This is a genomic window from Streptomyces sp. NPDC002144 (assembly GCF_053593695.1).
The window spans coordinates 290,238-316,043 of sequence record NZ_JBSFDB010000007.1 but is presented as its reverse complement, the minus strand read 5'-3'; the positions used below and the strand labels follow the sequence as shown (position 1 = coordinate 316,043).

General features: G+C 69.3%; 14 protein-coding genes, 1 tRNA gene and 3 pseudogenes. 8 read left to right on the top strand and 10 right to left on the bottom strand.

What is annotated here, in order from left to right; all coding sequences use genetic code 11:
• Positions 1-131: 131 nt before the first annotated feature.
• From ACWCQ1_RS13810 to ACWCQ1_RS13800, 3 genes and pseudogenes are all read right to left on the bottom strand, one after another.
• Positions 132-1,513, bottom strand: a pseudogene (locus tag ACWCQ1_RS13810) (tyrosine-type recombinase/integrase).
• Between the two features lie 68 nt (positions 1,514-1,581).
• The gene (locus ACWCQ1_RS13805) at positions 1,582-1,782 is read right to left on the bottom strand and encodes a helix-turn-helix domain-containing protein (RefSeq protein WP_451026535.1); all 201 of its coding nucleotides are present in this window, start codon (positions 1,780-1,782) and stop codon (positions 1,582-1,584) included.
• Between the two features lie 134 nt (positions 1,783-1,916).
• Positions 1,917-2,116, bottom strand: a pseudogene (locus ACWCQ1_RS13800) (DUF3631 domain-containing protein); the annotation flags it as partial.
• A 1-nt stretch (position 2,117) separates the two neighbouring features.
• Between ACWCQ1_RS13800 and ACWCQ1_RS13795 the strand changes: the two are divergent.
• A pseudogene (locus tag ACWCQ1_RS13795) lies at positions 2,118-2,303 on the top strand (transposase); the annotation flags it as partial.
• Positions 2,304-2,402: 99 nt separating this feature from the next.
• Here the strand turns inward: ACWCQ1_RS13795 and ACWCQ1_RS13790 are convergent.
• Together ACWCQ1_RS13790 and ACWCQ1_RS13785 are read right to left on the bottom strand one after the other, a co-directional pair.
• Positions 2,403-3,224, bottom strand: a complete 822-nt coding sequence (locus tag ACWCQ1_RS13790) for a hypothetical protein (RefSeq protein ID WP_451026534.1) — start codon at positions 3,222-3,224, stop codon at positions 2,403-2,405.
• Positions 3,225-3,247: 23 nt separating this feature from the next.
• Positions 3,248-10,000, bottom strand: a complete 6,753-nt coding sequence (locus ACWCQ1_RS13785) for an RHS repeat domain-containing protein (RefSeq protein ID WP_451026533.1) — start codon at positions 9,998-10,000, stop codon at positions 3,248-3,250.
• Between the two features lie 507 nt (positions 10,001-10,507).
• On the opposite strand from ACWCQ1_RS13785, the gene ACWCQ1_RS13780 reads away from it, so the two are divergent.
• The 3 genes from ACWCQ1_RS13780 to ACWCQ1_RS13770 all read left to right on the top strand — a co-directional run bounded on the left by ACWCQ1_RS13780 (position 10,508) and on the right by ACWCQ1_RS13770 (position 14,669).
• Complete coding sequence (locus ACWCQ1_RS13780) at positions 10,508-13,906, top strand: DNRLRE domain-containing protein (RefSeq protein ID WP_451026532.1); 3,399 nt, start codon at positions 10,508-10,510, stop codon at positions 13,904-13,906.
• A 264-nt stretch (positions 13,907-14,170) separates the two neighbouring features.
• Positions 14,171-14,515 (top strand): transposase family protein, encoded by a 345-nt coding sequence (locus ACWCQ1_RS13775; protein ID WP_451026531.1) that lies wholly within the window; start codon positions 14,171-14,173, stop codon positions 14,513-14,515.
• A gap of 89 nt (positions 14,516-14,604) precedes the next feature.
• Positions 14,605-14,669: transfer RNA gene (locus ACWCQ1_RS13770), tRNA-Thr, on the top strand.
• A 21-nt stretch (positions 14,670-14,690) separates the two neighbouring features.
• Here the strand turns inward: ACWCQ1_RS13770 and ACWCQ1_RS13765 are convergent.
• The gene (locus tag ACWCQ1_RS13765) at positions 14,691-15,194 is read right to left on the bottom strand and encodes an N-acetyltransferase family protein (RefSeq protein ID WP_451026530.1); all 504 of its coding nucleotides are present in this window, start codon (positions 15,192-15,194) and stop codon (positions 14,691-14,693) included.
• Positions 15,195-15,238: 44 nt separating this feature from the next.
• Positions 15,239-16,162 carry an aminoglycoside phosphotransferase family protein gene (locus ACWCQ1_RS13760; protein ID WP_451026529.1) on the bottom strand — a complete coding sequence of 308 codons (924 nt, stop codon included), beginning with the start codon at positions 16,160-16,162 and terminating at the stop codon, positions 15,239-15,241.
• Here ACWCQ1_RS13760 and ACWCQ1_RS13755 point away from each other — a divergent pair.
• From ACWCQ1_RS13755 to ACWCQ1_RS13745, 3 genes are all read left to right on the top strand, one after another.
• Positions 16,161-16,817 (top strand): rhomboid-like protein, encoded by a 657-nt coding sequence (locus tag ACWCQ1_RS13755; RefSeq protein ID WP_207929859.1) that lies wholly within the window; start codon positions 16,161-16,163, stop codon positions 16,815-16,817. The genes ACWCQ1_RS13760 and ACWCQ1_RS13755 overlap by 2 nt on opposite strands.
• A gap of 10 nt (positions 16,818-16,827) precedes the next feature.
• Complete coding sequence (locus ACWCQ1_RS13750) at positions 16,828-18,234, top strand: NAD(P)/FAD-dependent oxidoreductase (protein WP_451026528.1); 1,407 nt, start codon at positions 16,828-16,830, stop codon at positions 18,232-18,234.
• A gap of 115 nt (positions 18,235-18,349) precedes the next feature.
• On the top strand, positions 18,350-21,019 hold the full coding sequence (locus tag ACWCQ1_RS13745) for a glycosyl hydrolase (protein ID WP_451026527.1): 2,670 nt from the start codon (positions 18,350-18,352) through the stop codon (positions 21,017-21,019).
• A 90-nt stretch (positions 21,020-21,109) separates the two neighbouring features.
• On the opposite strand, the gene ACWCQ1_RS13740 is transcribed toward ACWCQ1_RS13745, so the two are convergent.
• The 3 genes from ACWCQ1_RS13740 to ACWCQ1_RS13730 form a co-directional block, all read right to left on the bottom strand.
• Positions 21,110-22,603, bottom strand: a complete 1,494-nt coding sequence (locus ACWCQ1_RS13740) for an MFS transporter (protein WP_358592264.1) — start codon at positions 22,601-22,603, stop codon at positions 21,110-21,112.
• Between the two features lie 56 nt (positions 22,604-22,659).
• Entirely contained in the window at positions 22,660-23,628 is a 969-nt protein-coding gene (locus ACWCQ1_RS13735) for a zinc-binding dehydrogenase (protein WP_451026526.1), read from the bottom strand.
• 115 nt (positions 23,629-23,743) lie between these two features.
• Positions 23,744-24,922 (bottom strand): NAD(P)-binding protein, encoded by a 1,179-nt coding sequence (locus tag ACWCQ1_RS13730; protein WP_358592268.1) that lies wholly within the window; start codon positions 24,920-24,922, stop codon positions 23,744-23,746.
• Between the two features lie 187 nt (positions 24,923-25,109).
• On the opposite strand from ACWCQ1_RS13730, the gene ACWCQ1_RS13725 reads away from it, so the two are divergent.
• A complete protein-coding gene (locus ACWCQ1_RS13725) occupies positions 25,110-25,805 on the top strand; it encodes a pentapeptide repeat-containing protein (protein ID WP_133045686.1) in 696 nt (231 codons plus the stop codon).
• Position 25,806 lies beyond the last annotated feature (1 nt).

Here is a 25,806-nt window from a genome sequence, read left to right as displayed (position 1 = left end):
CCGCTGGGACGTCCACGGATGCTCTCGGACCAAGATCGGACAACTTGTAATGCGTAGGTCGTCGGTTCGAATCCGACAGGGGGCTCTCCCTGAGCCCAGCCCAGATAGCGTCTGAGCTGGGCTTTTTTCGTTCAGCGGATACGTCGGCGGCGCCGCGCGCGTGCCGCTCGGGTGTCCTCGGTCTCAGTTCTGGTCTCAGTTGCGGGTTCCTGGCGGGGCATGAAGGTGTCTCCCATCCGGCGCATCGCGTCCTTCGAGAGGTGCGATCGCCCCTTCACGTATCGCCGGGTCTGGCTGATCTGGGTATGCCGAAGAATTTCCATGATCGTGGGCATGTCCACGCCCAGTTCGTTCAGGATCGTGCCGGCGGTGTGACGGCTCCCGTCGTACAGCCGACGGTCATCGATCCCGGCTTCCGCCAGCAGCTCCTTGAACTCTCCCCAGTCCTGGCGAGGGTCGAGGGGCCGACCGTCTGGGCGGGTGAAGACCAGCGTGTGTTCCTCCCACGCGTCTCCGGCCGCCGCACTCGTCTCCTCCTGCTGCGCTTTGTGCTCGAGCAGGTACGGGATGAACGGCGGCGGAATCGGCACGGCGTTCCTGCTCTTCTTGGTCTTGGGACGCGTGAAGACCAGACCGCCCCCCTTCCGATCGGGGCAGGCTCGCGCGTGCTGCGTGCAGTCCTCGGGGCAAGGCGCCGGGCACCCGCGCTTGTATCCCTTGTCTGGCAGTTCGGCGCGCAGGTCCTGAAACGGTGGAACTTCGCGCCGCACGCGTGCGGGTCCTGGCAGCCGTGCCGCCACGTGAGGCGCTGGAGCTGCCACTCCGGGCGGAACAGCTCGTTCCCGAAGTCGACGTACGGCCACCGCAAGCCCAGGGTCTCGCCCTGCCGGAAGCCCATGCCGACCCCGACGCACCAGCGCATGAAGGTGGGCCGTTTGGCGGCGGCCTCCAGGAACGCCTTGGCTTTCTCGGTCGTGAAAGGATTCGCCTCGGTCTCGTCGACGGTGGGCGGGTCGACCAGCGTGGCGATGTTTTCGACGATCAGACGGCGGCGGTGCGCAATCTTCAGAGCGTGCGACAGGATGCGGTGCACTTTCAGCACGTGAGACGGCGCGTGCCCCTCGTCGAGCATGACGCGGTACATCCGTTCCAAGTGCTCTGGCTGGAGTTTGTCGAGCCGGTGTTTGCCGATGCCCGGGATGATGTCGTTCCTGGTCTTGGACCAGTAGTCGTCCAAAGAACGGGGCTTGAGCTTCAAGGCGGCGATGTTGGTGAGGTAGGTGGTCATCCACGCCTCTACGGTCGGCGTACGGCCGGCCTTGGGCGCGCGTCCCTTGTCGCGGAGCTCCTCCAACTCCCTTACCTTGCGCTTGATCTCAGCCTCGGTCCGGGCCCTGCGGTGGCGACGGTCCGGGCTGACGTCGTCCTTGACGCCCATCGTGACGCGACCGTGCCACCAGCCGTCTTTGCCGAAGTAGATGGACGATTCCATGTTCGGTTTGCGGGGGCTCAATTGCGCTCCTCCACATGCGAAAGGCGGCCCCGGATTCTCTCCGGGGCCGCCTCACTGGGGTTGTTGGTTCAGTTGGACGTCGGTTCGAGGCTGTTCACGAACGCCTCCAGGTCGCATCGGCGGATGCGGCGCGAGCGGCCACGCTTGACGTACTTGAGGGCCCCTTCGGCCATGAGCTCGTAAACCGTGGAGCGGCCGATGCGGAGTACTACAGCGACTTCCTCCGCTGTGTAGCGTAGATGTGCGGCGCTCGGGGTCGCCGTGGTCATACCGGGATCTCCTCGGGCAAAATCCAAGAAGGGCGGGAAGGGCCGCCGCAACTTTCGCGCGGTCCCTCTGGGGATCCGCTACCTCCGCTACGGCGCAGGTCAGGGGCGTGTTGCGTGTAGCGAATGGGCGGGATGTAGCGGATTCCGGGAAGCTCTTCCGCTACGGATTCACCCTCGCTGACCTGCGGCGTAGCGGAGGTAGCGGATTTCTCCGGGGGCGGGGGCAGTAGCGCAGCCACGCATCCGCGATATCTTCCGTGTAGTAGCCGCTGGGTACGCCCTGGGCAGTGCGAATGGGCCGGGGCCGGATTGGCTCATTGTTCGCGGTGACCCACCCCGCCACTCCTTGGCAGCGTGGCACGAATGAGAACACCAACGGGCTCCTGCGGCAGTACCTCCCCAAGCGCACCGACCTGCCCGTCCACACCCTTGACTATCTTCGAGCCGTGGAAGATCGGCTCAACAACCGGCCCCGAAAGGCCCTCAACGCCGATTCCGCGATCTCCTGCGGGTATGCCTGATAAACCGTGATCGTCGAGTCGGCGTATTCCGCTCACCCGATCCGCCCCTGCCCTGCCTTTGTCACCGGCCGCGCACTCTGATGGGACCGAGCTGGCAGCTCACACGGCGCTGGCGTCTTGAGCCACGTAGCGGACTTTCGGGAAGGCCGGGTCGTACCGTGGTGTTCCCGGAGGCAGAACCGGGGCCAGCGTCGTGAAGACCTTGCGCAGGGCGTCGTCTGTGAAGTCGGCGAGCCTCTCGGTGGCCTGCAGCACAACGCCGCCCGCCGCCAGCGGGAGGACCCGAGAGAAGGCCCCGCTCGCCATGAGAGCGGGGGGGCCGCCCAGTCGCCGGCTCAGCTCCTCGGGGCAGACGGTGATCCAGGAATAGCCCCGCAGCAAGCTCCTCGCCTCGTTGACCGATCTGCGGACACGCCGGCGAAGCACCGCGTCGAGGTTCGTGTGGTCGTCCCACGGTCCCGTGGCATCGACGCGGCCGAAGGCCGGATTCACGTCGTTCAGGCTCGTGGCGAGGAAGTCCACGATCCGCGATCCGGCATCGGCGCCCAGGTCGCATGCAGCGGCATCGAGCTTGATCGACAGCTCCATGTTGGGTCGCCGCACGGAAATGCTGCTGGCGTTGATGTGGCATGCCGGACCATCTCCGCCGACGAGGAAGAACAGCACATCGGCGGTTTCCGGCCCGTCCCGCAGTGCATGCCTCATGCGCGGCCAGTTCTTTGCGATCGGAGCGAACTCCTGCTCCCGGCTGCCCTCGTCTTGCTGCGTCGAGGCCAGGGACCATACCTGCTCGCCTGCTTCCTCGCGCTGCCGCAGGGTGGGCGCGAGGCTGGCCAAGGCTTCCCCGAACCAGTAGGCGGCGGCGTTGCCGGTCCCGCCGACGGTCGCAGCGTCCAGCGACGCGCAGATATGCAAGTCCATGCCGATCCTTAATACGACGGCGCTCAGGCGGCCAGCTCGTAGAGTACGACGGCCCCACCGCCGACAGCCGCTTCGTATGGTGCTCCCACGATGAAGATGCCCGAGAACGCGCTGACCACCATGCCGACGTCACTGCCCATCCATGAACGCTCCCCGGGCGGCGCCGTACTGTAGAAGCCCGTGGCGGAAGGCGTGGGCTGTGCGGACGGTTCCGCGGTGGCCCTCGGCGCCGCCGTCATGTCGGGACCGGGGCTGGGGCTGGGCGTCGCCTTCTTCTTGTCGTCTCGGTCGGTGCCGTAGTAGCGCATTCCCGAGTAGCTGTCCTTGGACCACACCCTGCCCCGGTTGCCCTTGGCCCCGTAGAAGAAGACTGCGGAGCTGATGGCCGGGCCCTTCAGTACTTCCCTGTCGTCGCCCGCGTCGTCGAGGACGTCCTGCAACTTGTCGACGTATCGGCCGAGCTGCTCCGGCCCCTTCTTGAACGCGTAGTTGTGCGCATCGACGGCCTTCTTGTTCTTCGGATCCGGGTTTTCACTGGCGCTCGGCTTGACCTCCCAGATGTAGACCCGCTCCTTCGTCCAGAGGATGACGTCGGCGTATCCGACCTTCCCGGACCCGTCCGCTTTGGCGCCCGGGATCTTGTTGGCGATGCTTCCTCCAATGCCGATATCGACCGTGACATATCCGTCGATGTGGTGATCATCAGCCCATTTCTTGGCCGAGAACCCGCTGGCGCACACGGCAGCGTCATGGGCGTTGGACTGTGCGACGGCACAGCTGGTCGGCAGGTTGGTGACACCGCCGTTGCGCACCACGGTGTTGCTGTCGCCTGACCCCTGTCCGTTGCCGCCACCGCCCGTCGGCTGGAAGGGTGTCGCGGCGGTGTTCTGACCGTAGCCGTCGCAGATGTCCTTGGGACACAGGCCTGTTGGGTCGCTCTTGGTGACGGGGTTGTTGCTGCTGTAGGCGTAGCCGTTCATCTGGAGCGGGTCGGTGATGGCGATCACCGGATCGGCGGAGATGAAGCGGCCAGTGGACTGGTCGTACTCGCGGGCGCCGAGGTGGGTCAGACCGGTGTTGGTGTCGTCGATGCCGACTCCGAGGTAGGAGTGCTGGTTGGGCCAGCTGGTCGGCTTGGTGCCGCGGATCTCGCCATAAGGTTTGAAGGCGCGACGGGTGACCGTCTGGTCTTTGGCCAATTCGACTGCAGTGGTGGCACTGCCGAGGCGGTCGTGGAGCAGGACGCTGAGCTTGTGAGCCGTGCTGGATCCGTTGGTGGTACGGACGACCGCGGGCGCCCCTGCCAGGGCGTAGGAACGGGCGGCGTTGACCGCGCTGCCGTTCGCGTCGGTGGTGATCTCGGTCTCGCCGAGGTAGAGCGTCGTGCCGGAGTCCGAGTGCTGGAGCAGGCGGTTGCCGTCGGCGTCGTACACATACCGGGTGGTGGAGCCGCTGGTGGTGGCGGTGGCGAGCTTCTCCTCCGCGGTCCAGTGCAGGTCCAGGCCGGGCCGGTCCGTGGTATTGCCGGCGGCGTCGTAGGCGTAGTCCTGTGTGGTCGAGGTGCCGCTGCCCTGCACGGCGATGGTCTGCGTCAGGGTGTGCGGCTGGAGGACGGCGGGTGTGCCGCCGACGGTGTTCTGCTTGCCGTAGCCGTAGGTGCGGGTGATGTCCTGGGCGGTGTTCAGACCCGTGCCGGTAGCGTGCTGCACCTGGGTTGCGCGGTTGCCGATCGCGTCGAAGGTGTAGGAGTCCCAATAGGTCGCGGCGCTGCCGGTCGCGACCGTGGTCGTGTCCGGTGCCGCGTTCCCCAGGGATGCCTTGAGCGCGTCGTCCGGGGCGGTGGCGTCCGACTGAGAGTCGGGGGCGTTGGCGATGGGCCCGGCGGAGCGCTGACCCGTAGAGGCGTAGCCCCAGGTAGTGCCGTTGGCGGCCTTGCACCCCTTGAAGTTTCCGTCCGGCGTCAGGGTCGAAGTCCAGGCGTGCACCAGCTCGCCCAGTTGGTCGTAGGTGAAGCACTGGGTGTCCCAGGCCTTGGCGGTGGCCGTCTGGGTCTGGGATGCGACGGAGGTGACGTTGCCGGCGGTGTCGTACGAGTAGTAGGTGTCGGCCACACGGTTCGGCCCGTCGGTCTCGCGGTCCCAGACGGTGCGCTGCAGGCGGCCGGTGTGGTCGTCGATGAAGTTCGTCGTCCACACCCGGTACGGCTGCGGCCCGCTCACCGTCTGCAGCGCTTCGCCGTAGGGCGAGTAGCTGATGTCCGCGGTGTACCAGGACAGGCCGGAGAGGGACACCGGCAGGCCGTACCGGTTGTACCGGGTGTAAACCGTCTCCTTGCCAAGGCCGCCCGCGGTCTCCGGGAGGGTAGCTGTGAAGGGCTTACCGGTCGCGGTGTAGGTGTAAGCGTAGGTGTACGTCTTGGCCAGCCCCTTGGTGAGGCTATTGTCGGGGATCGTCACCTCGCGGCCGGTGGGCCGGTAGTCGGTGGTGTAGCCGGTGATCCTGGTGGTGTAGTCGCCGCTGGCGTCGTGGCGGACGGAGGAGACGAGCTGCCCTAGCGCGCCGGGCAGCGTGTCGTAGGTCCACTCACGGGTGGGGGCGGCGTCCGGGCTGCCCTCACGGGTTGCCCTGGTCCGGCCGAGGGCGTCGTACTCGGTGTAGACGGCCTTCTGGTTGGCATCCTTGGCCATGGTGCGACGGTCGAGGTCGTCGTAGTCGAACGAGGACGTCCCGGTGTCGGGGTCCGTCTGGTCCATCAGGCGGCCGCGGGCGTCGTAGTGGTAGGTCCAGACGTTGCCGGGCTCGTCGGTGGCGGTGAGGAGGTTGCCCCGGGGGTCGTAGTCGTAGGTGGTGTCCCGCCACTGCGACAGGTCGGACTTGGTGTAGTGCTGGATGCGGGCGACGCGGCCGAGGGCATCGGTCCAGGTCTTGGTGGGCGGCTGCGCGCCTCCGGCAGGTTTGGTGAGGGTGTAGTCGTCGCCGTACTCGATCGTGCTGGAGTAGACCGGGTTGCCGCTTTGCACCGTGGTGGCCTTGACCGGGCGCTCCAGGCCGTCATAGGCCGTGGTACTGGAGCGCGGGATGGCCAGCTCGCTCTTGGGCTTGAACTGCCGGGTCTGGGGGGCGCCCCCCGCAAGGTATGAGTCCTGTTGCTCGGAGACCAGGCCGTGGTCGTTGTACTTGGTGCCGGTGATGATCCGGCCCGGGCCGGTGGCAGGGCTCTGGGTCTGGATGGTCCGCAGCAGCCCGTCATATAGCGTGACCTGGGTGTCGTAGCCGTCGTCGTCGCGCAGTGACTGGACGGTCACTGCGGTCGGCTGCTCACCGGACGCCATCTGGTAGGAGATCTGGACGTTCGGGCTCTGGCTCCCGGAGGAACGGGCCGGCAGCCAACCCTTGGCCAGCCGCCCGAAGGCGTCGAATTCGCTGCGTGTCACCCGGTTGTTGGCGTCGGTGCTGGTGAGAACCGTGCCGCGACCGGGGTCCAGGGTCTGGGTGACTCGTGCCTGCAGGGGCTTCGTGACCTTGATGGAGGTGACGGGTCCGCCGTCGGCGGGCGTGTAGTCGGTGGTGGTGACCTGATCGTCGGCGTCGGTGGAGGTGTGGATCCGGCCGAGGGAGTCGTAGGTGATGCGGGTGTCGCGGATCCAGCCGGTGCCCTTGCCGTCGTTCGTCCACCGGGTGGTGGGCAGGCCCTCGGTCGGGAGAGCGCCCAATTCCTTGGAGTCGTAGGCGTTGCGGGTGGCGGAGATCAGCTGGCTCGCCGGAGTGGAGTCGACCTGGCTGCACGGGGTCGCCGTGGTACGCGTTTCCTTGGGCAGGCCGATCAGGTAGACGCCGTGCTCGGGGTCGTTGTTGTTGACGTACTCCGACTTGGCGCAGGTGTAGTCGCTGTGTTTCTCGGCCGTGCCCTCAGGCTTGACCACCGAGGTCTCGGTCTTGACGGGGAGTCCGTAGTCCGGATCGACCTCGGTCTCGGTGCGGACGGAGCGCCAGCTGGAACCGATGTTTTGGATGGAATCGGCACGCCGGGTCCAGACGCGGTGGGCCTTCAGCGGGTCCAGGCCGCCGTCACGGTCACGGGAGGCGGTCTGCTTGGAGTCCGGGAAGGTCAGCGTCCTCTTGAGCACCTTGGCGCCGCCGGCGCTGCTGGCATAGGTGAGCGTCTCCGCGGGCATCCCGGCGAACTCCGGGCGGTCTTCGGCAAGTTCGTAGGTTCCGGTCGAGTCCTTGAGGGCGCCGCCTGCGCCGCGGAAGTAGCGGGTGATGGACTTCGACTGGGTCTGTGCGGCGTCGGGGCCGGAGGCCGCGTCGCCCTTGAACGCGGTGACCTTCTGGTAGCCGAGCCAGACGCTGTAGGTGCGTAGCTCGGGCTTGGAGAACTCGTCGTCGTCCTTCGCCCACGCCGCGTTGTCGTAGCTGTAGGACGTGGTGATGTCGCGTCCGTTGGTGGACACCTTGTCGTGCTCGACGACCTTGGCGACGACGTACTTGTTGAACCAGGCGAGTGCGGGCTTGTCCTCTTCGCCGTCCGGGGACCAGCGCACCGGGAAGCAGGTGCCGTGGTTGTTCTGTGGGGCGATGTCGGGCTCGGCCTTGCAGCCGCCGTCGTAGGTGACGTTGATCTCGGCCCCCGCCTCGGTGGTGACGGTGCCGATGCGCGGCCGCGTGAAGCCAGGTCGCTTGGTGCCGTTGGCTCGGGGCACGAGGTTGGGCAGGTGCTTGTCGGCGAGGTAGTCACCCAGGGGGTCGGTCGAGTCCACGGTGTACGCGGAGAATGTGACCGGGGGCATCTTCTTGCCCTTGGTGTCACCGGGTGAGTAGGCCCAGTGCGTGATCGAGTTCAGCCACAGGCTGGGGGAGGTGTCGTACCAGTCGCGCGGGAAGGACTGGTCGAGTTCGTAGCGGTCGACTGCGGCCAGTCCGATGACGCCGGGACGAGCGGCCTGTGTGGTGACGGCGTCCAAGCGCCTCCGCGTCCAGAAGGAGGGGAAGGTGGCGCACTTCTTCGAGGTCTGCAGGCAGTTGAGGTTGCCCGGGCTGTCCCACCAGGGCTGGTAGGCGGCAGGGTCCTTGGTCTTGTCGAAATTGGCGGGGTCGCAGGCGGTCTCACTCTTCAGGCAGCGCTCCTTGGCCTCGAAGACGATCTTCGCGGAGGGGCTGGTGAGCTTGTCCGGGCGCAGACCGTATTCAATGGACAGGGGGTAGCCGCCGCGGACGTACTCGACCAGCTTGGTGAGCTTGTTGTCGGCCGCGTAGTAGTTCGACTCCTGCTTCCAATTGACGATCATCGTGTTGCCCTTGGTGTCGACCACCTTGTCCAGGCCCCAGTGCCAAGCCTGCGGGCAGCGGGAGTCGGCGAAGGCGCTTTTGTTGCAGGGCTCCTTGGGGTGGTTGCCGAAGACGGGCACGGTGAAGACCGAGCGGCTGTCGTCGTGGCCGCCGCCGATCTTGTTCAGGCCGTAGTAGTAGCGGGTGCCGTCGGGCGTGGTGACGACCCAGTACTCGCCGTTGTCGTCTCCGTTGTCGGCGCCGGTCTTCAGCTCCACGCGGGTGCCGTCGTCCGTTTGGGGCCGGTAGATGTTCGTGGAGCCTACGCGGACCAGTTCGGTCGTCCTGCCGCCCAGCGACATCACCGCGTTGTACGACACCCAGCACAGGTCGGACGTCTTGTGCGTCGCGTTGTTCGCAGTGCCGTCCGCGTTCGCCTTGCGGTCGTCCTGGCAGCTGCGGTAGCGCCGCTCGATGTGCCCGGGGTCGTAGTTCCAGCCCTCGCCGATCCAGGACGCCTGCGGCGAGGTGACGGCCGTCTTGCCGTCCACTGCCTGCGAGCTGTACTCGAACGCGACGGCGGGCTTGGGGCCAGCCGGAGTCGGCGGCACCTGGAGCGGATAGGAGTAGCTGAAGGCTCCGGACGAGCCGCCGCCCGCCCACTTTCCGGACGGGGAGAGGGGGGTGGCTTTGAAGCTGCCGGCCTCGCCGCTTCCAGAATCGCGCACGCCCACCACGGCCTTGTCACCTCCGGTGGCCGCGGTGAAGTCCGCGTACGATGCCTGCGCCACTCCCGCGCGGCTCTCAGTACTCGGGTGTGTGCGGGCGGACGTCTGGCTCACTGTGCCGTCGGCCGCGGTGTCGATTACCGCGGAAACAGTCTTGGCATCGGTGTCGTTGACGGACTCCAGCTCTCGAGGAGTGTTGCAGTCCTCGTTGGCGGGATCGGTCAGGTAGCACTCGGGGAGCTGAACGAACTCGAGGCGGGATGCCCAGTCCGCACCGTAAAGGTTCTGGAAGGCTCTGTAGTCCAGGCGGACGTCGACCGGCACGGCCCCCGTCGAGGGAGCGGTGACGACCATCAGCGCGCCGTCGATGCCCTCGGTCAGCGGGTCCGTCCGGTCGTAGAGCTGGACCTGCCAGGTGCCGGTGGGCTGCGGCGCCCCCGCGGCCTGACCCAGGGCGACCGGCAACTGGCCTGCCTGCCGGGGCGCGGCCGGGGCGGCGTCGGCAGTGGTGGGTGACTCCGTGGTCGCGGAGTAGGCGGCTGTGGTGAGCGCGGACGAGAAGTCCACCTGACCCGAACCGCCGGCGGGGGCGGCGACCGTGTCGTCGGGCGCATCCTCGGAACGGGCGGGGACGCGGAACACTCGCCCTGTCAGAGCCACATTCTCGTTCGTGCCCTCGGTGACCTGGTCCTGTTGGAGTTTCTCCAGCGGCACACCGCTGCGGTCGGGGGCGGGGGGAATCGCGAACGCCTGGCTGGGCAGCAGCGTGACGAGCAGCACCGCGCCGACGACGGTACCGATCCCGGTTTCCAGTCGCCGCCTGGTCGAACGGCGCGCGAGTGTTCTCCACCCGAAAACGGGCTGCCCAAACATCGAAGTCCCCCCAGGCGCCGGTCAGTTGCGCCACCGCGATGCGCAGCCGCACCACGAAAACAAGTCGATCAGGTTGCGAGGATTCTGTGGGAGTCCTGAGGAGGATTGCCAGATCCCATGACGGCAAGTGTTGATCGTCACATGACAAATGCGCCCACACGGCAGACTCACAGCACAAATCCACGCGGTTGACCGCTTCGCACGAGTCGCCCATCGGAAGACCACTCGTGACGTCCGCGGGCGCGTAGGTCATCATCTGCTCCCATGCGTGAGCGCTGCCCGTCGCCGGAGACACCGGAACGGCCCGCGCAGAGGGGGGAGTTCTTCATGTCGGGGAGATGGCGCCGGAGACCAGGGCGCCGCGCCACCGCTGTCGCGGCGGTAAGTGCCGTGCTCGTAGGTGGCTTGGCGTACATGAGCCTGACGGGCACTCAGCCCGGCGGCGGCATGGATGCCCCACGCACCCGTGCCGGCGCTGCGGCCCGGCCGGTGGGGGAAGCCGGCGCCATGGCGCGGGCGGTGAAGACCGGCAAGCACGTCGAGGCCACGGCACTGCGGACGGCGTACACCACCACCTGGGCCACGCCCGACGGGAAACTGCACGAGCGCATCCACTCCAGCCCGATCCGCGCGAAAGCGGGCGGCACATGGCGGGACATCGACACCACCCTGGCCCGTGTGAAGGGCGGTTGGGCACCGAAGGCCACCAACGCGCGCGTGGTCTTCTCCGCAGGAAGCCCGGGCGACAGTCAGGGCCGGGCCTCGCGATCCCGCGTCCAGCGCCCGATGCTGAGCGCCACTCAGGTGGACGAGGTGTCAGGAAATCCCCTGGTCACCCTGACGACCGGCGGCCACGACGTCGTTCTCACCTGGCCCGGTGACGTGCCCGAGCCGATCATCGACGGCCCGCGCGCCTTGTACCCCGAGATCATCCCGGGCGTCGACCTGGTCCTGACAGCCGACGACCTGGGCTTTGCCCAGCTGCTGGTTGTCAAGAACCGGCAAGCGGCCGCAGATCCCCGCCTCGCCCGCATCGCATACGGCCTCTCCTCGCCCGACCTGACGTTCCGTCTCGACCCCAACTCTCGTATCGTCCGCGGCGAGGACGATGCGGGCAAAGTCGTCACCGTCTCCCCGACACCGCTGATGTGGGACTCTGCGGGCCGCCCCGCGGTCACCGACGGCGCGGTCGGCTCGGACGACGCTCCCCCGGAGCCGACCGCCAACCAGTCGCCGACCGAGGAAGCCTCAGATGAGGAGCCATCGGACACCGCCTCGCCGTCCGAAGCGGGAACGGAGTCGCCGACCCCGCCCCCGGCGAGCAACGACGAGCGGGACCCCTCGCCCGAGAGCCGTCCTCCGGCCACGGACGAGGCACCCGACCCCGCGCTGTCCTCGGCCCCGAGCAGCCCTTCACCTTCGGTACCCGCCGAATCGTCCCCCGCCCCCTCCCACAGCGGGTCGGCGGCCACGCTCGACCTGCCCGGTCTCAACGGCCCCCAGCCCACCTCCCACGGCAAGCTGGTCGGCGCCTCACTCGACGGGGGTGTCTGGACCCTTATTCCGAACCAGCAGCTGCTGACCGGCGACGACACGGTCTACCCCGTGTTCATCGACCCCTCTGTCAAGAAGCACACCAACGACTGGACCACCGCCTACGACAACTACCCCAAGGCGAATTTCTACAACGGCAAGGGCTTCAATTCCGGCACCCACGAGGCACGCGTCGGCTACGAGTCGGACACCTGGGGCACATCCCGGTCCTTCTTCACGATCGACTGGGATGCGAAGCTGAAGGGCGCCAAGGTCTACAGCGCGACCCTGTACGCCCTGGAGACCTACTCCTGGTCGTGCGACGGCCGCACCGTCGACGTGTACCGGACCGGAGCCATCAGCGATGACACCACATGGTCCAACCAGCCCGCCTGGCACGAGAGGCTCGACTCGAAGGACACGGCCCACGGCTACCGATCCTCCCGCTGCCCCGACGACTACGTGACCTTCGACGTCAAGGACGCCGCCAAATTGGCGGTGGACGGAGGCTGGGACACCCTCACTCTGGGCCTGCGGGCGCGCTACGAGAGCGACCAGTTCGCTTGGAAGAAATTCCAGGCCGACGGATCGAACAGCCCGTACGTCGACCTCGACTACAACCGTCCGCCCAAGGAACCCACCAATCTGGACATGGACCCCGAGCTCTACTGCGACACGACGGCGGACAAGGACGGCAAGTACGTCAATGTCGGCAAGACCGCGGTCGCCTTCTGGGCCAGCGCCAGTGATCCGGACGGCAACCTCTCCAAGATCCACTTCGATGTGTGGCCCACGGGCGACTCCGACCACATGGTGGCCAGCGTCGACGTCCCGGTCGGCGCGGAAGGCGGCTCCAAAGCACGGGTGCACACCGACGAGGTCTCGTCGGGGAAGTTCCTCAACGGCAAGACCTACTCATGGCAGGCCCGCGCCATCGACAAACGAGGAACGGCCTCCACCAACGCCCCCAAGGGCACCGTCCCGTGCCGGTTCACGTATGACAGCAAGCCGCCGAGCTCACCTACGGTCGGCTCGACGGACTTCCCCAAGGCTGATGCCAACAACGACGGCGACACCGACGACAGCGGCGACAACCAGTGGAGCGAGAAGAAGTTCGGCACCGGCGGCACCTTTACATTCAAGAGCTCCAGTGACGCCGTCCGCTTCGAATACGGGTTCAACGGCTCCTACGACCTGCACAAGGACCGCAAGACGACCGACTCGCTGACGGTCACCGCCACGGACGTCAAACCGCCACAGGCCGGCCCCAACGTCCTCTACGTGCGCGCCCTCGACAGCGCCGGCAATCCGTCACAGCCCGCAAAGTACTTCTTCTACGTCGAACCCAAGGACACGGCCGACGCCGCCGGTGACTTCACCGGGGACAAGCTCCCCGACGTCTTCGCCGTCAACGGCGACAGCAACCTGCGGCTGTTCCCGTCCGAAGCCACCACCGACCTGACCAAGGGCACGGGCGACCTCTACGCGTCCATGCCCGCGGCCTACCGCGCCAACCCCGACCGGGATCCCGACGATCCCGACGACCCCGCATACGTCGCCGCCCCGGACGGCGACTGGAAGGGCGCCCTGATCACCCATCTCGGCGACGCCTACCCCGGCGACGGCATCGAGGATCTGATCGTTCGCCGGGAGGGCAAACTATGGCTGTATCCAGGAGACGGCTACGGCGCAGTCGACACCGACAAGCGCCAGCAGATCGCCCTGCCCTCCAACGCTCCCGACCCGGCCGCCTACACACAGATCACCGCCGCGGGCGACGTCGTCGGCAACGACTCCAAACCCGACCTGTTCGTCCTCACCAACGGCGAACTCTGGGCCTTCACCGGCTACAACGGCGCCTCCTACCAGACGGCGACCCGGCTTGCCTCCAGCGCCTGGGCCGACCGGGACATCGTGATGGTGCGCGACATCAGCGGTGACGGCGTGGCCGACCTGCTCTACCGCACTGACGTCAGCGGACGGCTGCTGCTACGCACCGGTGTCAAGGCCGCGGCAGGCGGAGTCGACCTCTCGTCCATCGCCTCCGCCGCGGATTCGGCCAACGGCCTCGACGACGTGTACGGCAGCAGCGGCTGGAACCGCAGCAGCGTCAAGCTGTTCGTCGGTGGCGGGGACGTGAACATGGACAAGATCCCCGACTTCTGGGCCTTCATGGCCGACGGAGGGGTCCGCTTCTATCCCGGCGGCCGTACGACGCACGCCGCCCCCGTGGCCGTCATCGGCACGGGCAACTGGGCCACGGTGCAGACGATCGGCTGATCCAGGCTGCCGCGGGTGGTCTACAGCGACCACCCGCGGCCGTCCCGCCGGGACGGCCCATAACCGAGTCCGGCCTGGATCGGCTGGATCGCTCCCGCCGCGACTGCACGCTTCAACCTGCGGGCGACAGCGCCAGGAAGAAGTGCTCGGTCGCGCTTCCAGGGGGCTCCTCATTCTTTTCAAGGGCGAACGCAGGAGTGTGCAGAGGGGAATGTCGGCGTACAAGCGAACGTGGCCCTGGCAAGGTTTTCGTGAAGCGGGGGTGTGCCACAGTGCGCCGGTGACGCTCCGTCACGGGTGGCGGGACGTCGGCGAGTGGTGGCTCCGCACCTGAAAGCGGTGCGGGTGGAGCGGGTCTGGGCGGAGGCCGGCACAGTGCATGTGGCGGCCCGTACCTGCGAGTTGAGGGTGGCGTGTCCGGACTGCGGTCACAGGTCGGCGCGGGTGCACAGTCGCTACAGCCGGACGCTGGCTGATGTCGCTGTCGGGGGCTGGCCAGTGTTGATCAGGCTGGTGGTGCTGCGGCTGTTCTGTGACGGACGACTTCGCCTTGTACGCGGACGTCTACGGCACACTGCTGGTGGATGTGCCAGCTGTCCGGCTTCTTGAACGTGAGGACGCCGCCATGCCGGTGGGGACGCCCGCCCCGGGGACCCGATCGGGCAGGCATGACGCCTTCTTCCCGGACATCCACGGACGCCCCCGGACCAAGATCGGACAACTTGTAATGCGTAGGTCGTCGGTTCGAATCCGACAGGGGGCGCCGTGAAGGCTCGGGCGGGACCTACTCCGGCCTGGGCTTCTTCGGGTCGGGGGCCGTGCCGAGTGCCGTGAGGGCGTCGTCCGTCAGGCGGTAGACCGACCACTCGTCCTGGCGGCGGGCGCCGAGGGCTTCGTAGAAGCCGATGGACGGGATGTTCCAGTTGAGGACGGCCCACTCCAGGCGCTGGTAGCCGCGTTCGACGCAGATGCGGGCGAGTTCGGCGAGGAGGGCCTTGCCGTGGCCGGTGCCGCGGGCGGTGGGGCGGACGTAGAGGTCCTCCAGGTAGATGCCGTGGACTCCGCGCCAGGTGGAGAAGTTCAGGAACCACAGGGCGAAGCCGACGGGGTCGCCGGTGGTGTCGTCGACGGCCATGTGGGCGTACGCGGCGGGCCGCTCGCCGAAGAGGGCGTCATGGAGCTGGGCATCGGTGGCCCTGGCCTCGTGGGGGACCTTCTCGTAGATGGCCAGTTCCTGGATGAGCTCGCGGATGACGGGTACGTCGGTGGGCGTCGCGGCACGGATCATGCGGCGAGGCTAACTCGCGGGGGCGCGCGGATGGAGGGCTCCGACTATGCGGGGTGATCCCGCAGGCGGCGGGCGATGGTCAGGTGCTCGGGGAGTGGGGTGCGGGACTCCTCCAGTTGCCAGACCGAGTTCTGCAGGACCCGGGCCAGGGTCCAGGCGCGGGCCCGGGGGCGGTCCAGGGACAGGGTGGCCGTCATGGCGTCGAAGCGCCAGCGCACCTCGTCCGCGTCGAAGCGGTTCCACAGGGCCGGGAAGAGGTCGAAGCCGGGGTCGCCGGCGAGGGGCTTGGGGTCGATGGCCAGCCAGGGGGCGCGGTCGGCGCCGAGGACGTTCTCGAAGTGCAGGTCCCAGTGCAGGAGCCGGTCGCCGGGCTCGCCCGCGACCTCGCGCACCGCCGCCGCGCAGTCCGCGAGCAGCCGCCGCTCGGCCGGGTCGGGCACCCGGGGCAGGACCGCCGAGGCGCGGTCAAGGAGCCGGGGCGCGAGGTCGCCGAGGCGGCGCAGGGCGGCCGGGGCCGGGACGGCCGTCAGCCGGGCCAGCAGCCCGGCGACCACCAGGGTCGCCGCGCGGGTGTCCGCCAGGTCGTTCAGCAGGCGCCCCGCGTCGAGCCGTTCCAGCAGCAGCGTGCCCGTCGAGCCGTCGCACTCCAGCAGCCGGGCGGCCCCGTCGCCGTCCCAGGCGCGCAGCGCGACCGGCTCCCCGACGGTCTCCTCGTCGACGTCCTGGAGCTTGAGCACGGCCCGGGTGCCGTCGGTCCGCAGCACGGGCAGCACCAGCGCGCACCGCCCGTACATCGACGGCCCGTCCAGCTGCAGCCCCCAGTGCTCCAGGAACCGCTCGGCCCGCTCCGGCAGCCCCGCGACGAAGGCACGCCCCGCCTCCCCGCCGTACCGCTCGTACTGGGCGATCAGTCCGTCCGGAATGTCGATCACCCGCCCGAGGTTAGTCACATGCGTGAATCGCCTCATGCGAATCGACCGGGGCCTCGGCTACAGGGTGTGGAGGTACGTCTGCAGCGCCCCCGGCACGTATGTCTGGCTGAGCATTCTCTTCGTGACGACCGTCGCGCTGCACCATATGTCGCCGGAGTTCGAGCAGGACTTCCTGCGGCAGCGGTCCACCAACATCCATGAGCTGTCGAACGACCCGGGGCGGGTGCTGCTGCAGAGCGCGATGTGGATCGACAGCGGGCACTGGCTGCCGTACGTGGTCCTCTACACGGTCTTCCACGCGCAGGCCGAGCGCTGGCTGGGGACGGCGCGCTGGCTGATGGTGTGCGTGGCGGCGCATGTGCTGGCGACGCTGATCAGCGAGGGCGCGCTGCTGCGGGCGATCCGGGACGGGATGGCGCCGCAGTCGGCGGCCGACACCCTGGACATCGGGGTGAGTTACGCGCTGGCGGGGGTGGTCGCGGTGCTCGCGTACCGGATCGCGGTGCCGTGGCGGTACGGATATCTGGCCGTCGTGTTCGTCGTCTACGGGCTTCCGCTGGCCTCCACACCGACCTTCACCGACCTCGGCCACTTCACCTCCGTGCTGATCGGGCTTGCCTGTTATCCGCTCACCAGAGGGCGCGGAGAACCACTGAATCCGAAGGAGACATGGGCTGCTCTCAGGGGCTAACGTCCTGGTCATGAGCCCTACGGCAAGCGATGTCGTCAACGGTGGAATCTCCTTCTGGTACGCGGACGACGGTCTTCCGGCGCTGCGCGGGCCGCTGTCCGCTGACGCGTCGGCGGATGTCGTGATCGTCGGCGGCGGATACACGGGACTGTGGACCGCGTACTACCTGAAGAAGGCGGCGCCCTTCCTGCGGATCACCGTCCTGGAGCAGAGGTTCTGCGGTTACGGCGCCTCGGGGCGCAACGGCGGCTGGCTCTACAACGGGATCGCGGGCCGCGACCGGTACGCGAAGCTGCACGGGCACGAGGCCGCCGTACGCCTGCAGAAGGCCATGAACGACACCGTCGACGAGGTCGTCCGGGTCGCCGGGGAAGAGGGCATCGACGCCGATCTGCACAAGGGCGGTGTCCTCGAAGTGGCGCGTACGCCCGCGCAGTTGGCGCGGCTGAGGGACTTCCACGCGCACGAGTTGTCGTACGGCGAGAAGGACCGTGAGCTGTACGGCGCCGAGGAGACCGCCGAGCGGATCCGCGTCGCGGGGGCCGTCGGTTCGACCTGGACCCCGCACGGGGCGCGGCTGCATCCGGTGAAGCTGGTGAAGGGGCTCGCGGCGGCCGTCGAGGCGCTCGGTGTCACCATTCACGAGTCGACGCCGGTGACGGAGATCCGCCCCCGGCACGCGGTCACGCCGTACGGCACCGTGCGCGCGCCCTATGTCCTGCGCTGCACCGAGGGCTTCACCGCGAACCTCAAGGGGCAGCGGCGCACCTGGCTGCCGATGAACTCCTCGATGATCGCGACCCGGCCGCTGACCGAGGAGCAGTGGGAGACCGTGGGCTGGGCGGGGCGCGAGACGCTCGGCGACATGGCGCACGCCTACATGTACGCGCAGCGCACCGCCGACGGCCGGATCGCGCTGGGCGGTCGCGGGGCGCCGTACCGCTTCGGATCCCGCACCGACAACGACGGCCGCACCCAGGAGACGACGATCGAGGCGCTGCGCGACATCCTCGTCGGCTTCTTCCCCTCCCTCGCCGGTGTGCGGATCGAGCACGCCTGGTCCGGTGTCCTCGGCGTACCGCGGGACTGGTGCGCGACGGTCACCCTGGACCGCTCGACGGGCCTCGGCTGGGCGGGCGGTTACGTCGGCTCGGGCGTCGCCACCACCAACCTCGCCGCCCGCACCCTGCGCGACCTGGTCCAGTTGGACTCCGGCCAGGCCGGCCGGACCGACCTCACCGAACTGCCCTGGGTCGGCCACAAGGTCCGCAAATGGGAACCCGAGCCCTTCCGCTGGCTGGGCGTCCACGGCATGTACGCCACCTACCGAGCCGCCGACCGCCGCGAACTGACCACCCACACCCCCGACTCCTCAAAACTGGCCCGCCTCGCGGACCGGGTGGCGGGTCGGCACTGACGGGCCGTCGGTAAACCGTCCAGTACGCCAAATGGCTTGTTTTTGCCGTCTCATTGCCGTCTCCACCACCTCCCGCACCTCTCTTCTCCCCAAAGCTGGTCCACAGCTTTGTGACATGTACGCCACGCTCCCAGGGGAGGGCATTTTCATGGCGGCCATCGGCTGGCGAAGAAGACGGGTATGGGCGGTGCTCGCGACGTCCGCGGCGCTGGGGCTGACGGTCACGCAGGCCCAGGCGTCGTCGGGTGGCGGGGTGCCGTTCGGGGTCCGGGAACTGCGGCAGCAGGCCCTTCTGCATCAGCAGCAGAAGGGCCTGTCGGCTTTCGCGGAGGCCAAGGACGACGATGACGGGGGTGAGGCGCAGGAGGAGGCCGAGCAGGCCGACCAGTACGCGGAGGCGCGCACCTCGCCGGGGATCGTGGCGCCGGGGGCGTACGGGGCGGCGTACGGCGCTCTGGCGGATCTGCCGCACACCAAGGGCAGTTGGAGCGATCTGACCCGGCTGCCCTACGACTCCGACGATCCGCGCTACCGGGACATCAACTCCAACTCCAGTGGCGGGGCCGGGAAGGTGACCGGGCGGGTGACCGGGCTCGCGGCCGACAACCACGGGTATGTGTACGCCGGGTCGGCCAACGGCGGTGTCTTCCGGTCGCGTTCGGGCGGCGGTCACTGGACGAACATCTCCGACGGGCTGCCCGCCCTGTCCACCGGAGACCTGGAGCTGGACGGCCGGGGACGGCTCTGGTACGCCACCGGTGAGGCCAACACCAGCGCGACCTCCTTCCTGGGCACCGGCGTCTACGTCCTGGACGACCCCCGGCACGGGCGATTCGGCCAGCGGGACCGGGTCGGCGGTGACGAGCTGGAGTCGAAGTCGATCAACGCGCTGCGGTTCGCCGGGGACAAGGTGTGGGCGGCGACCACCGAGGGCGTGTGGAGCCACAGCACCAGGACGCTCAAGGGCCACTGGAAGCTGGAGTTCGCCCCCAACCCGGACTATCTGCCGGGTCACGCCAAGGCGAGCGATCCAGGCGCCCCGTACAAGAACATCACCAGTGACATCGCCGTCGATCCGAAGAACCCGAACAAGGTCGTGCTCGCGGTCGGCTGGCGCGGCGGCGACGACTACAACGGCTTCTACGCGAAGTCCGGCGGGAGCTGGCAGCGGCTGACCGGGCTCGGGGACCTGCCGAGCAACGCGGAGGACGTCGGCAACGTGACCTTCGCGCGCAGCGCGGACGGGTCGCGGTACTACGCCATCGACCAGTCGCCGGAGCAGACCGCGGAGAACCCGGACAGCGGGCTGGAGGGCATCTTCGTCTCCAAGTCCGGCTCGCCGACCGGCCCCTGGACCCGCATCGCCACCTACCAGCAACTGCGCGACTCGGGTTCGGCGCTCACCGGCGCCGGATACCAGCCCGGCATCCAGGCCTGGTACAACCAGTTCCTCACCGTCGACCCGAAGAACCCGGACCATGTGTACGCCGGTCTGGAGGAGGTCTTCGAGACCAAGGACGGCGGCAAGAGCTGGAGCGTCCCGGGCCCGTACTGGAACTTCGGTTTCCCCTGCTGGTCCATCGACCCGGGCAAGCAGACCGGTGACTGCCACCAGACCGTCCACGCCGACCAGCACTCGGTCGCGATCGGCAGCGACGGCAAGGCCCCGTACGTCATCGTCGGCGACGACGGCGGAGCCTTCCGCCGCCCGCTCGACGGCAGCGCGGACGCCTCCGGTCACGCCACCGACTGGCGGTCCCTGAACGACGGCACGATGGACGTCCTGCAGTACTACTCGGTCGGCGTCGGCGTCGACCCGTCCCGCAAGGGCCTCGCGATCACCGGCGGGCTCCAGGACAACGGGCAGTCGCAACTGCGGCCCGGCGACCGGGTGATGGGCTCCAACTTCGGCGGCGACGGCGGCGACACGATCACCGACCCCGCCAACGGGTGCAACATCGCCCAGGAGTACGTCTACCTCGCCGTGTCCGTCACCAACAACTGCGCGGTCAACGACGGCAGTTGGGTGACCGACCCGTCGAAGGCGACGACCTACTCGGTCGCCCCGCCCGACAACGCCACCAGCGAGGCCCGCTTCATCGCCCCGCTGAACGCCGACATCAAGAACCCGGACACCTGGGTCGCCGGCGGCCGGCACGTGTGGATCAACACCAAGGGGTACGCGATCCGCAGCGGCAGCGAGTGGATCAACGCCTACGACCTCGGCGCGGGGCACACCGCCACGGCGGTCGCCTCCTCCGGTGGCAAGGTGTACGCCGCCTGGTGCGGGCCTTGCAACAACCAGGGCTTCACCCGCGGCATCGCGGTGGGCAACGCCGACGGCACCGGCTGGCACCAGCTGAACCTGCCCGTCGACGGCACGGTCCCCAACCGCTACCTCTCCGGTCTGGCGATCGACCCGAAGAACTCCGACCACGTCCTGCTCGCCGTCAACGGCTTCTCGCGGAAGTGGACCGAGGGCCCCGGCGCGGGCGTCGGCCACCTCTTCGAGACCCGGGACGGCGGAGCGACCTGGAAGGACGTCTCCGGGAACCTGCCGGACGTACCGGCCAACTCCGTCGCGCTGCTGAAGGGCGGCACGATCGCCCTGGGCACGGACCTCGGGGTGCTGGTGCGGACGCCGGGCTCGAAGGGCTGGCGGGTGGCCGGCGACAACCTGCCGACCACGGCGGTCATGCAGCTGCGCACCGGCCCGGACGGACGCCTGTACGCGGCCACGCACGGCCGCGGGATCTGGGCGATCGACGTACGGCGCCTGCGGTGAACGCCCCGCGGTGAACGGCTGAGACAAGGGGACAGGAAGGGGAGGGGCCCGCGGTCCGAGCGGCCCCTCCCCGCTTGTGTGCCCCCGCCGTCACGCCACCGGTTCCGGCACCGGCGTCTCGGCCCGCGCCCCGTGCTTCGGGGCCTTCGCCGTCACCATCAGCCCCGCAACCAGCCCGGCCAGCAGCATGATGCCGACGGCCCACCAGATGGCGATCGTGTAGCCGTGCACGACGCCCTCCTTGACGACCTGGGCCCGCTGGGCGGGGTTGTGGAGATGCGCGGCGACGTAGGTGGCGCCGCTGCTGGTGGCGATGGTGTTCAGCAGCGCCGTACCGATCGAACCGCCCACCTGCTGCGAGGTGTTGACGGTCGCCGAGGTCACGCCGGAGTCCTGCGGGGCGACACCCGCGGTGGCGGTGGCGAAGACCGGCATGAAGGTCAGGCCCATGCCGAGCCCCATGAGGATCAGGGCGGGCAGGATCTCGGTGGCGTAGGAGGAGTCGACCGTCATCCGGGTGAGCAGCAGCATGCCGCCCGCGGCGAGGACCATGCCGGGCACCATGAGCGTGCGCGGCGGGACGTGGTTCATCAGCCGCGCGGAGATCTGCGTGGAGCCGATGATGATCGCGGCCGTCAGTGGCAGGAACGCCAGACCCGTCCTCACCGGTGAGAAGGCGAGCACGACCTGCAGGTAGTACGTCATGAACAGGAACAGGCCGAACATCCCGATCGTGGCGAGCCCCATGGTCAGGAAGCAGCCCGCGCGGTTGCGGTCCTTGACGATGTGCAGCGGGAGCAGCGGCATGGGTGCCCGGTTCTGCCACCACACGAAGGCCACGAGCAGGACGAGGCCCAGCGCGAACAGCGTCAGCACCAACGGGTCGGTCCAGCCGCGCGGCTGGGCCTCGCTGAAGCCGTACACGATCGCGACCAGCCCGCCGCAGCCCAGCAGCACACCCGGCACGTCGAGCCGGGCGCCGGCGTGGCCGGGACGGTCGTGCAGCAGCGCGAACGCGCCGAAGACGGCGACGGCCGCGATGGGGATGTTGACGTACAGGCACCAGCGCCAGTTCAGGTACTCGGTGAGCAGACCGCCGACGATGAACCCGATCGCCGAGCCGCTGCCGGCCAGGGCGCCGTAGATGCCGAAGGCCTTGCCGCGTTCCTTGGGGTCGGTGAAGGTCGTGGTCAGCAGTGACAGCGCGGAGGGGGCGAGCACCGCGGCGAAGGCGCCCTGCAGCGCGCGGGCGCCGAAGAGCATGCCCGAACCGGTGGCGGCGCCGCCGAGCGCGGAGGCGGCGGCGAAGCCGATCAGCCCGATGATGAAGGTCCGCTTGCGGCCGACGAGGTCGGCGATCCGGCCGCCGAGCAGGAGGAGGCCGCCGAAGGCGAGCGTGTAGGCGGTGATGACCCATTGCCTGTTGCCGTCGGACATGCCCAGGTCGCGCTGCGCGGACGGCAGCGCGATGTTCACGATGGTCGCGTCCAGGACCACCATGAGCTGCGCGAGCGCGATGACGACCAGGCCCCACCAGCGGCGGGGGTCGGCGCCCACGGGTTCGCCTGTTCGGGTGACGGCCACCTGGTCAGAAGACCATGCATCGGGACGTATCGCATCTGGGAGCGGCTTACGGCTGGTCATGGCTCCAGTACCACCTTTCCGGTTGTCCGGCGGGTCTGCAGTGCGTGGTGCGCGGCCGCCGCGTCGGCGAGCGGGAAGCGCTGGACCGCGGGGGTCAGCCGGCCCGCTGCGGCCTCGGCGAGGGCGCGGAGTTCGAGGGTCCGTATGGAGGCGTTCTTCGTCATGACCGGGCCGAGGACCTGTTCGGACACGCCCTCGACGAGGTAGGGCGAGCCGTCGCGGACGCCCCCGGAGGACCAGCCGAAGACGATGTGCTTGCCGCCGGGCCCGAGCAGAGCGACGGCTTCCCGGGCGATCTCGCCCCCCACGCCGTCGAAGACGACGGTGGCGAAACGGCCGCCGAGATGGGCCCGAACCTTCCCGGGCCACTCCGGGTCCCGGTAGTCGACGGCGAGATCGGCGCCGCCCGCCTCGGCGCGGGCCGCCTTCTCCGGGCCGCCCGCGAGGCCGATCACCGTGGCGCCGGCGTTCTTCGCGTACTGCACGAGCAGCGTGCCGATGCCGCCGGCCGCCGCGGGGATCACGGCCACGGCGTCCGGGCCCAGCTCGGCGAACTGCACGATCCCCATGGCCGTACGACCCGTGCCGATCATCGCGACGGCCTCGGCGAAGTCCAGGTTTTCCGGGATCTCGTGCACCCGGTCGACGTCGGTGACGGCGAGTTCGGCGTAGCCGCCCGGCGCGAACCCCAGGTGGGCGACGACCCGCCTGCCCAGCCACAGCTCGGCGACGCCCTCGCCGAGGGACTCGACGACACCGGCGACCTCCCGGCCGGGGATCGTGGGAAGGGCGGGCGGTGCGGGCAGCGGTCCCCGCGCGCCCTCACGCAGGGCGGTGTCGAGCAGGTGCACCCCCGCCGCCTCGACGGCGACACGGACCTGCCCGGGGCCCGGCACCGGGTCCTCGGCCTCCTCGTAGGTGAGGTTCTCGGCGGGGCCGAAGGCGTGCAGTCGGATGGCGCGCATGGCGAATCCCCCATCGGTTGTCGGCGGGCCGGTCGCGAGGCGGCGGGCCCGGTCGCCGGCCGCATTCCGGTCGTCGGCGGGTCCGGTCACTGGTTCGTGCGCCCACTCTTCGACCTCAAGCGCGCTTGAGGTCAAGACGGTGGTGGCCGAGGGCCAGGGACACCGCGGTGAGGGCGCTGTTGAAGGACACCTCCGAGAGCACGCCGGGGGCGGCGACCTGGTCGCCGGCCAGATAGACACCGTCGCCGCGGTCGACGGCCGGCCGGTCCCGCCAGCTGGTGCCGGGCAGGTCGACGGCACCGGTACGGCCGTACGCCACCGCCTCGCGCCGCCAGGTGACGCGCCCGCGCCAGCCCTCGAAGGCCAGGTCGAGAAGGTGCTCGGCGCGGGCGATGCCGTCCGCCCGGCCCTCGCGCGGACCGATGGGAATCTGCCCCTGGATCAGCTGCTCGCCCGCGGGGGCGAGCGAGCGGTCCTGGGCCGTGAACCGTTCGATCCAGCCGGGCGAGTCCAGGTCGGACACGGCGAACGCGTCCCCGCGCCGCGTCCGTACCGCCAGGTCGATCAGGGCGGTACGCCCGCCGGTCCAGGTCAGCGAGTCGTCGCCGAGCAGGCGCCGGGCGGCGTCGAGGGAGGTGGCGACCACGACGGGCCCACCGGTCGGCAGGGAGTCGACGCGGGACAGGGTCTCCATCCGCACCCCGAGGTTCCAGGCCCGCGCGGCCATCCGGTCGATCACGCTCGCCCAGCCGCCGCGCGGGTAGTGCGCCTCGGGCGGCAGCTTGGTGGCCCGCCGCAGCCGCTCCTGCACGAACGCGGCGGACAGCGAACCGGGATCGTGGTGGAACACCGCCACGGCCGCGTAGTTCGCGGCGGCTCGCGCGCCCTCCTCACCCGCGACCCCGGTCGCCCAGGAGAGGAAGTCGACGTCGACGGGCGCCTGCGGGAGCCCCGGGCGCAGCAGCTTGAGCATGGCGAACGGCGGGGTGCGGCGCAGTGCGCCGTGGTGCCGCAGCCGCAGCCGGGCCGCCTCCAGCGGAGGGATCGGGGCGAGCGGGCCGATCAGGTCCCGCTGCCTGAGCCAAGTCCAGTGCGGGCCGCCGCTGTAGAGGGCGTGCGGCCCCTCGTTCGTGCGGTACGGCCCCTCGGCGGTCCGCGCCCGGCCGCCGAGGGTGTGATGGGCTTCGTGGACGGTCACCTTGGCGCCCGCCTCGGCGGCGGTGATCGCCGCGGTCAGTCCGGCGAAGCCGCCGCCGATGACGGTGAGGCGGTGCGTGGTTCGGGGGCGGTGCATCGTTCGGACTCTCCCTCGGGTCGGAGTCAGGGAAGGGGCGCCTTTCTGCGTCTTCTTCGTTGGGGACTCGCGTTGCGACGCTTCTCGTTTTCCTGCGACTACGACGGTCCGCGGGCCCGGAATGTGACATGAGGGGTGGTTCTTGCAGGTCAGGGCGGTTGTCAGTGGCGGGGTGCAGCATGGGGGCATGGTGAGACGAGCGGCGGGTGGCACCGGCGGGGCCGGCGGTACGGCGGTGAAGGGGGCGCGCCGACCGGAGATCCGGCTGCCCCCGCTGGAGCCCTTCGCGGAGGGGGAGCTGGAGCCGGACGGGGACTACGACGGACTGGAGTTCCGGGAGGCGGACCTGGCCGGGCAGGACGGTGGGGGCGCCCGCTTCATGGACTGCGCGCTGACCGGGTGCGCGGTGGACGAGACACGGCTGCATCACGCGCGCGTCCTGGACTCCGTGCTGACGGGGCTGCGGGGCGTGGGGACGGACCTCGCGGAGGCGACGCTGCGGGACGTGGAGGTGGTCGACGCGCGCCTCGGCGGGACGCAGATGCACGGCGCCGTGCTGGAGCGGGTGGTGGTCCGGGGCGGCAAGATCGACTATCTGAACCTGCGCGCGGCCCGGCTCAAGGACGTCGTCTTCGAGAGCTGCGTGCTGGTCGAGCCGGACTTCGGGGGTGCCAGGCTCGAGCGCGTGGAGTTCGTGGACTGCGTCCTCAAGGGCGCCGACCTCACGGGAGTGGAGCTGAAGGACGTCGATCTGAGAGCGGCGGCCGAGCTGGGGATCTCGGCCGGGGTGGAGCGCTTGGCGGGGGCGGTGATCAGTCCGTCCCAACTGATGGATCTGGCGCCGGTGCTGGCGGCACAGATGGGGATTCGGGTGGAGGGCTGAA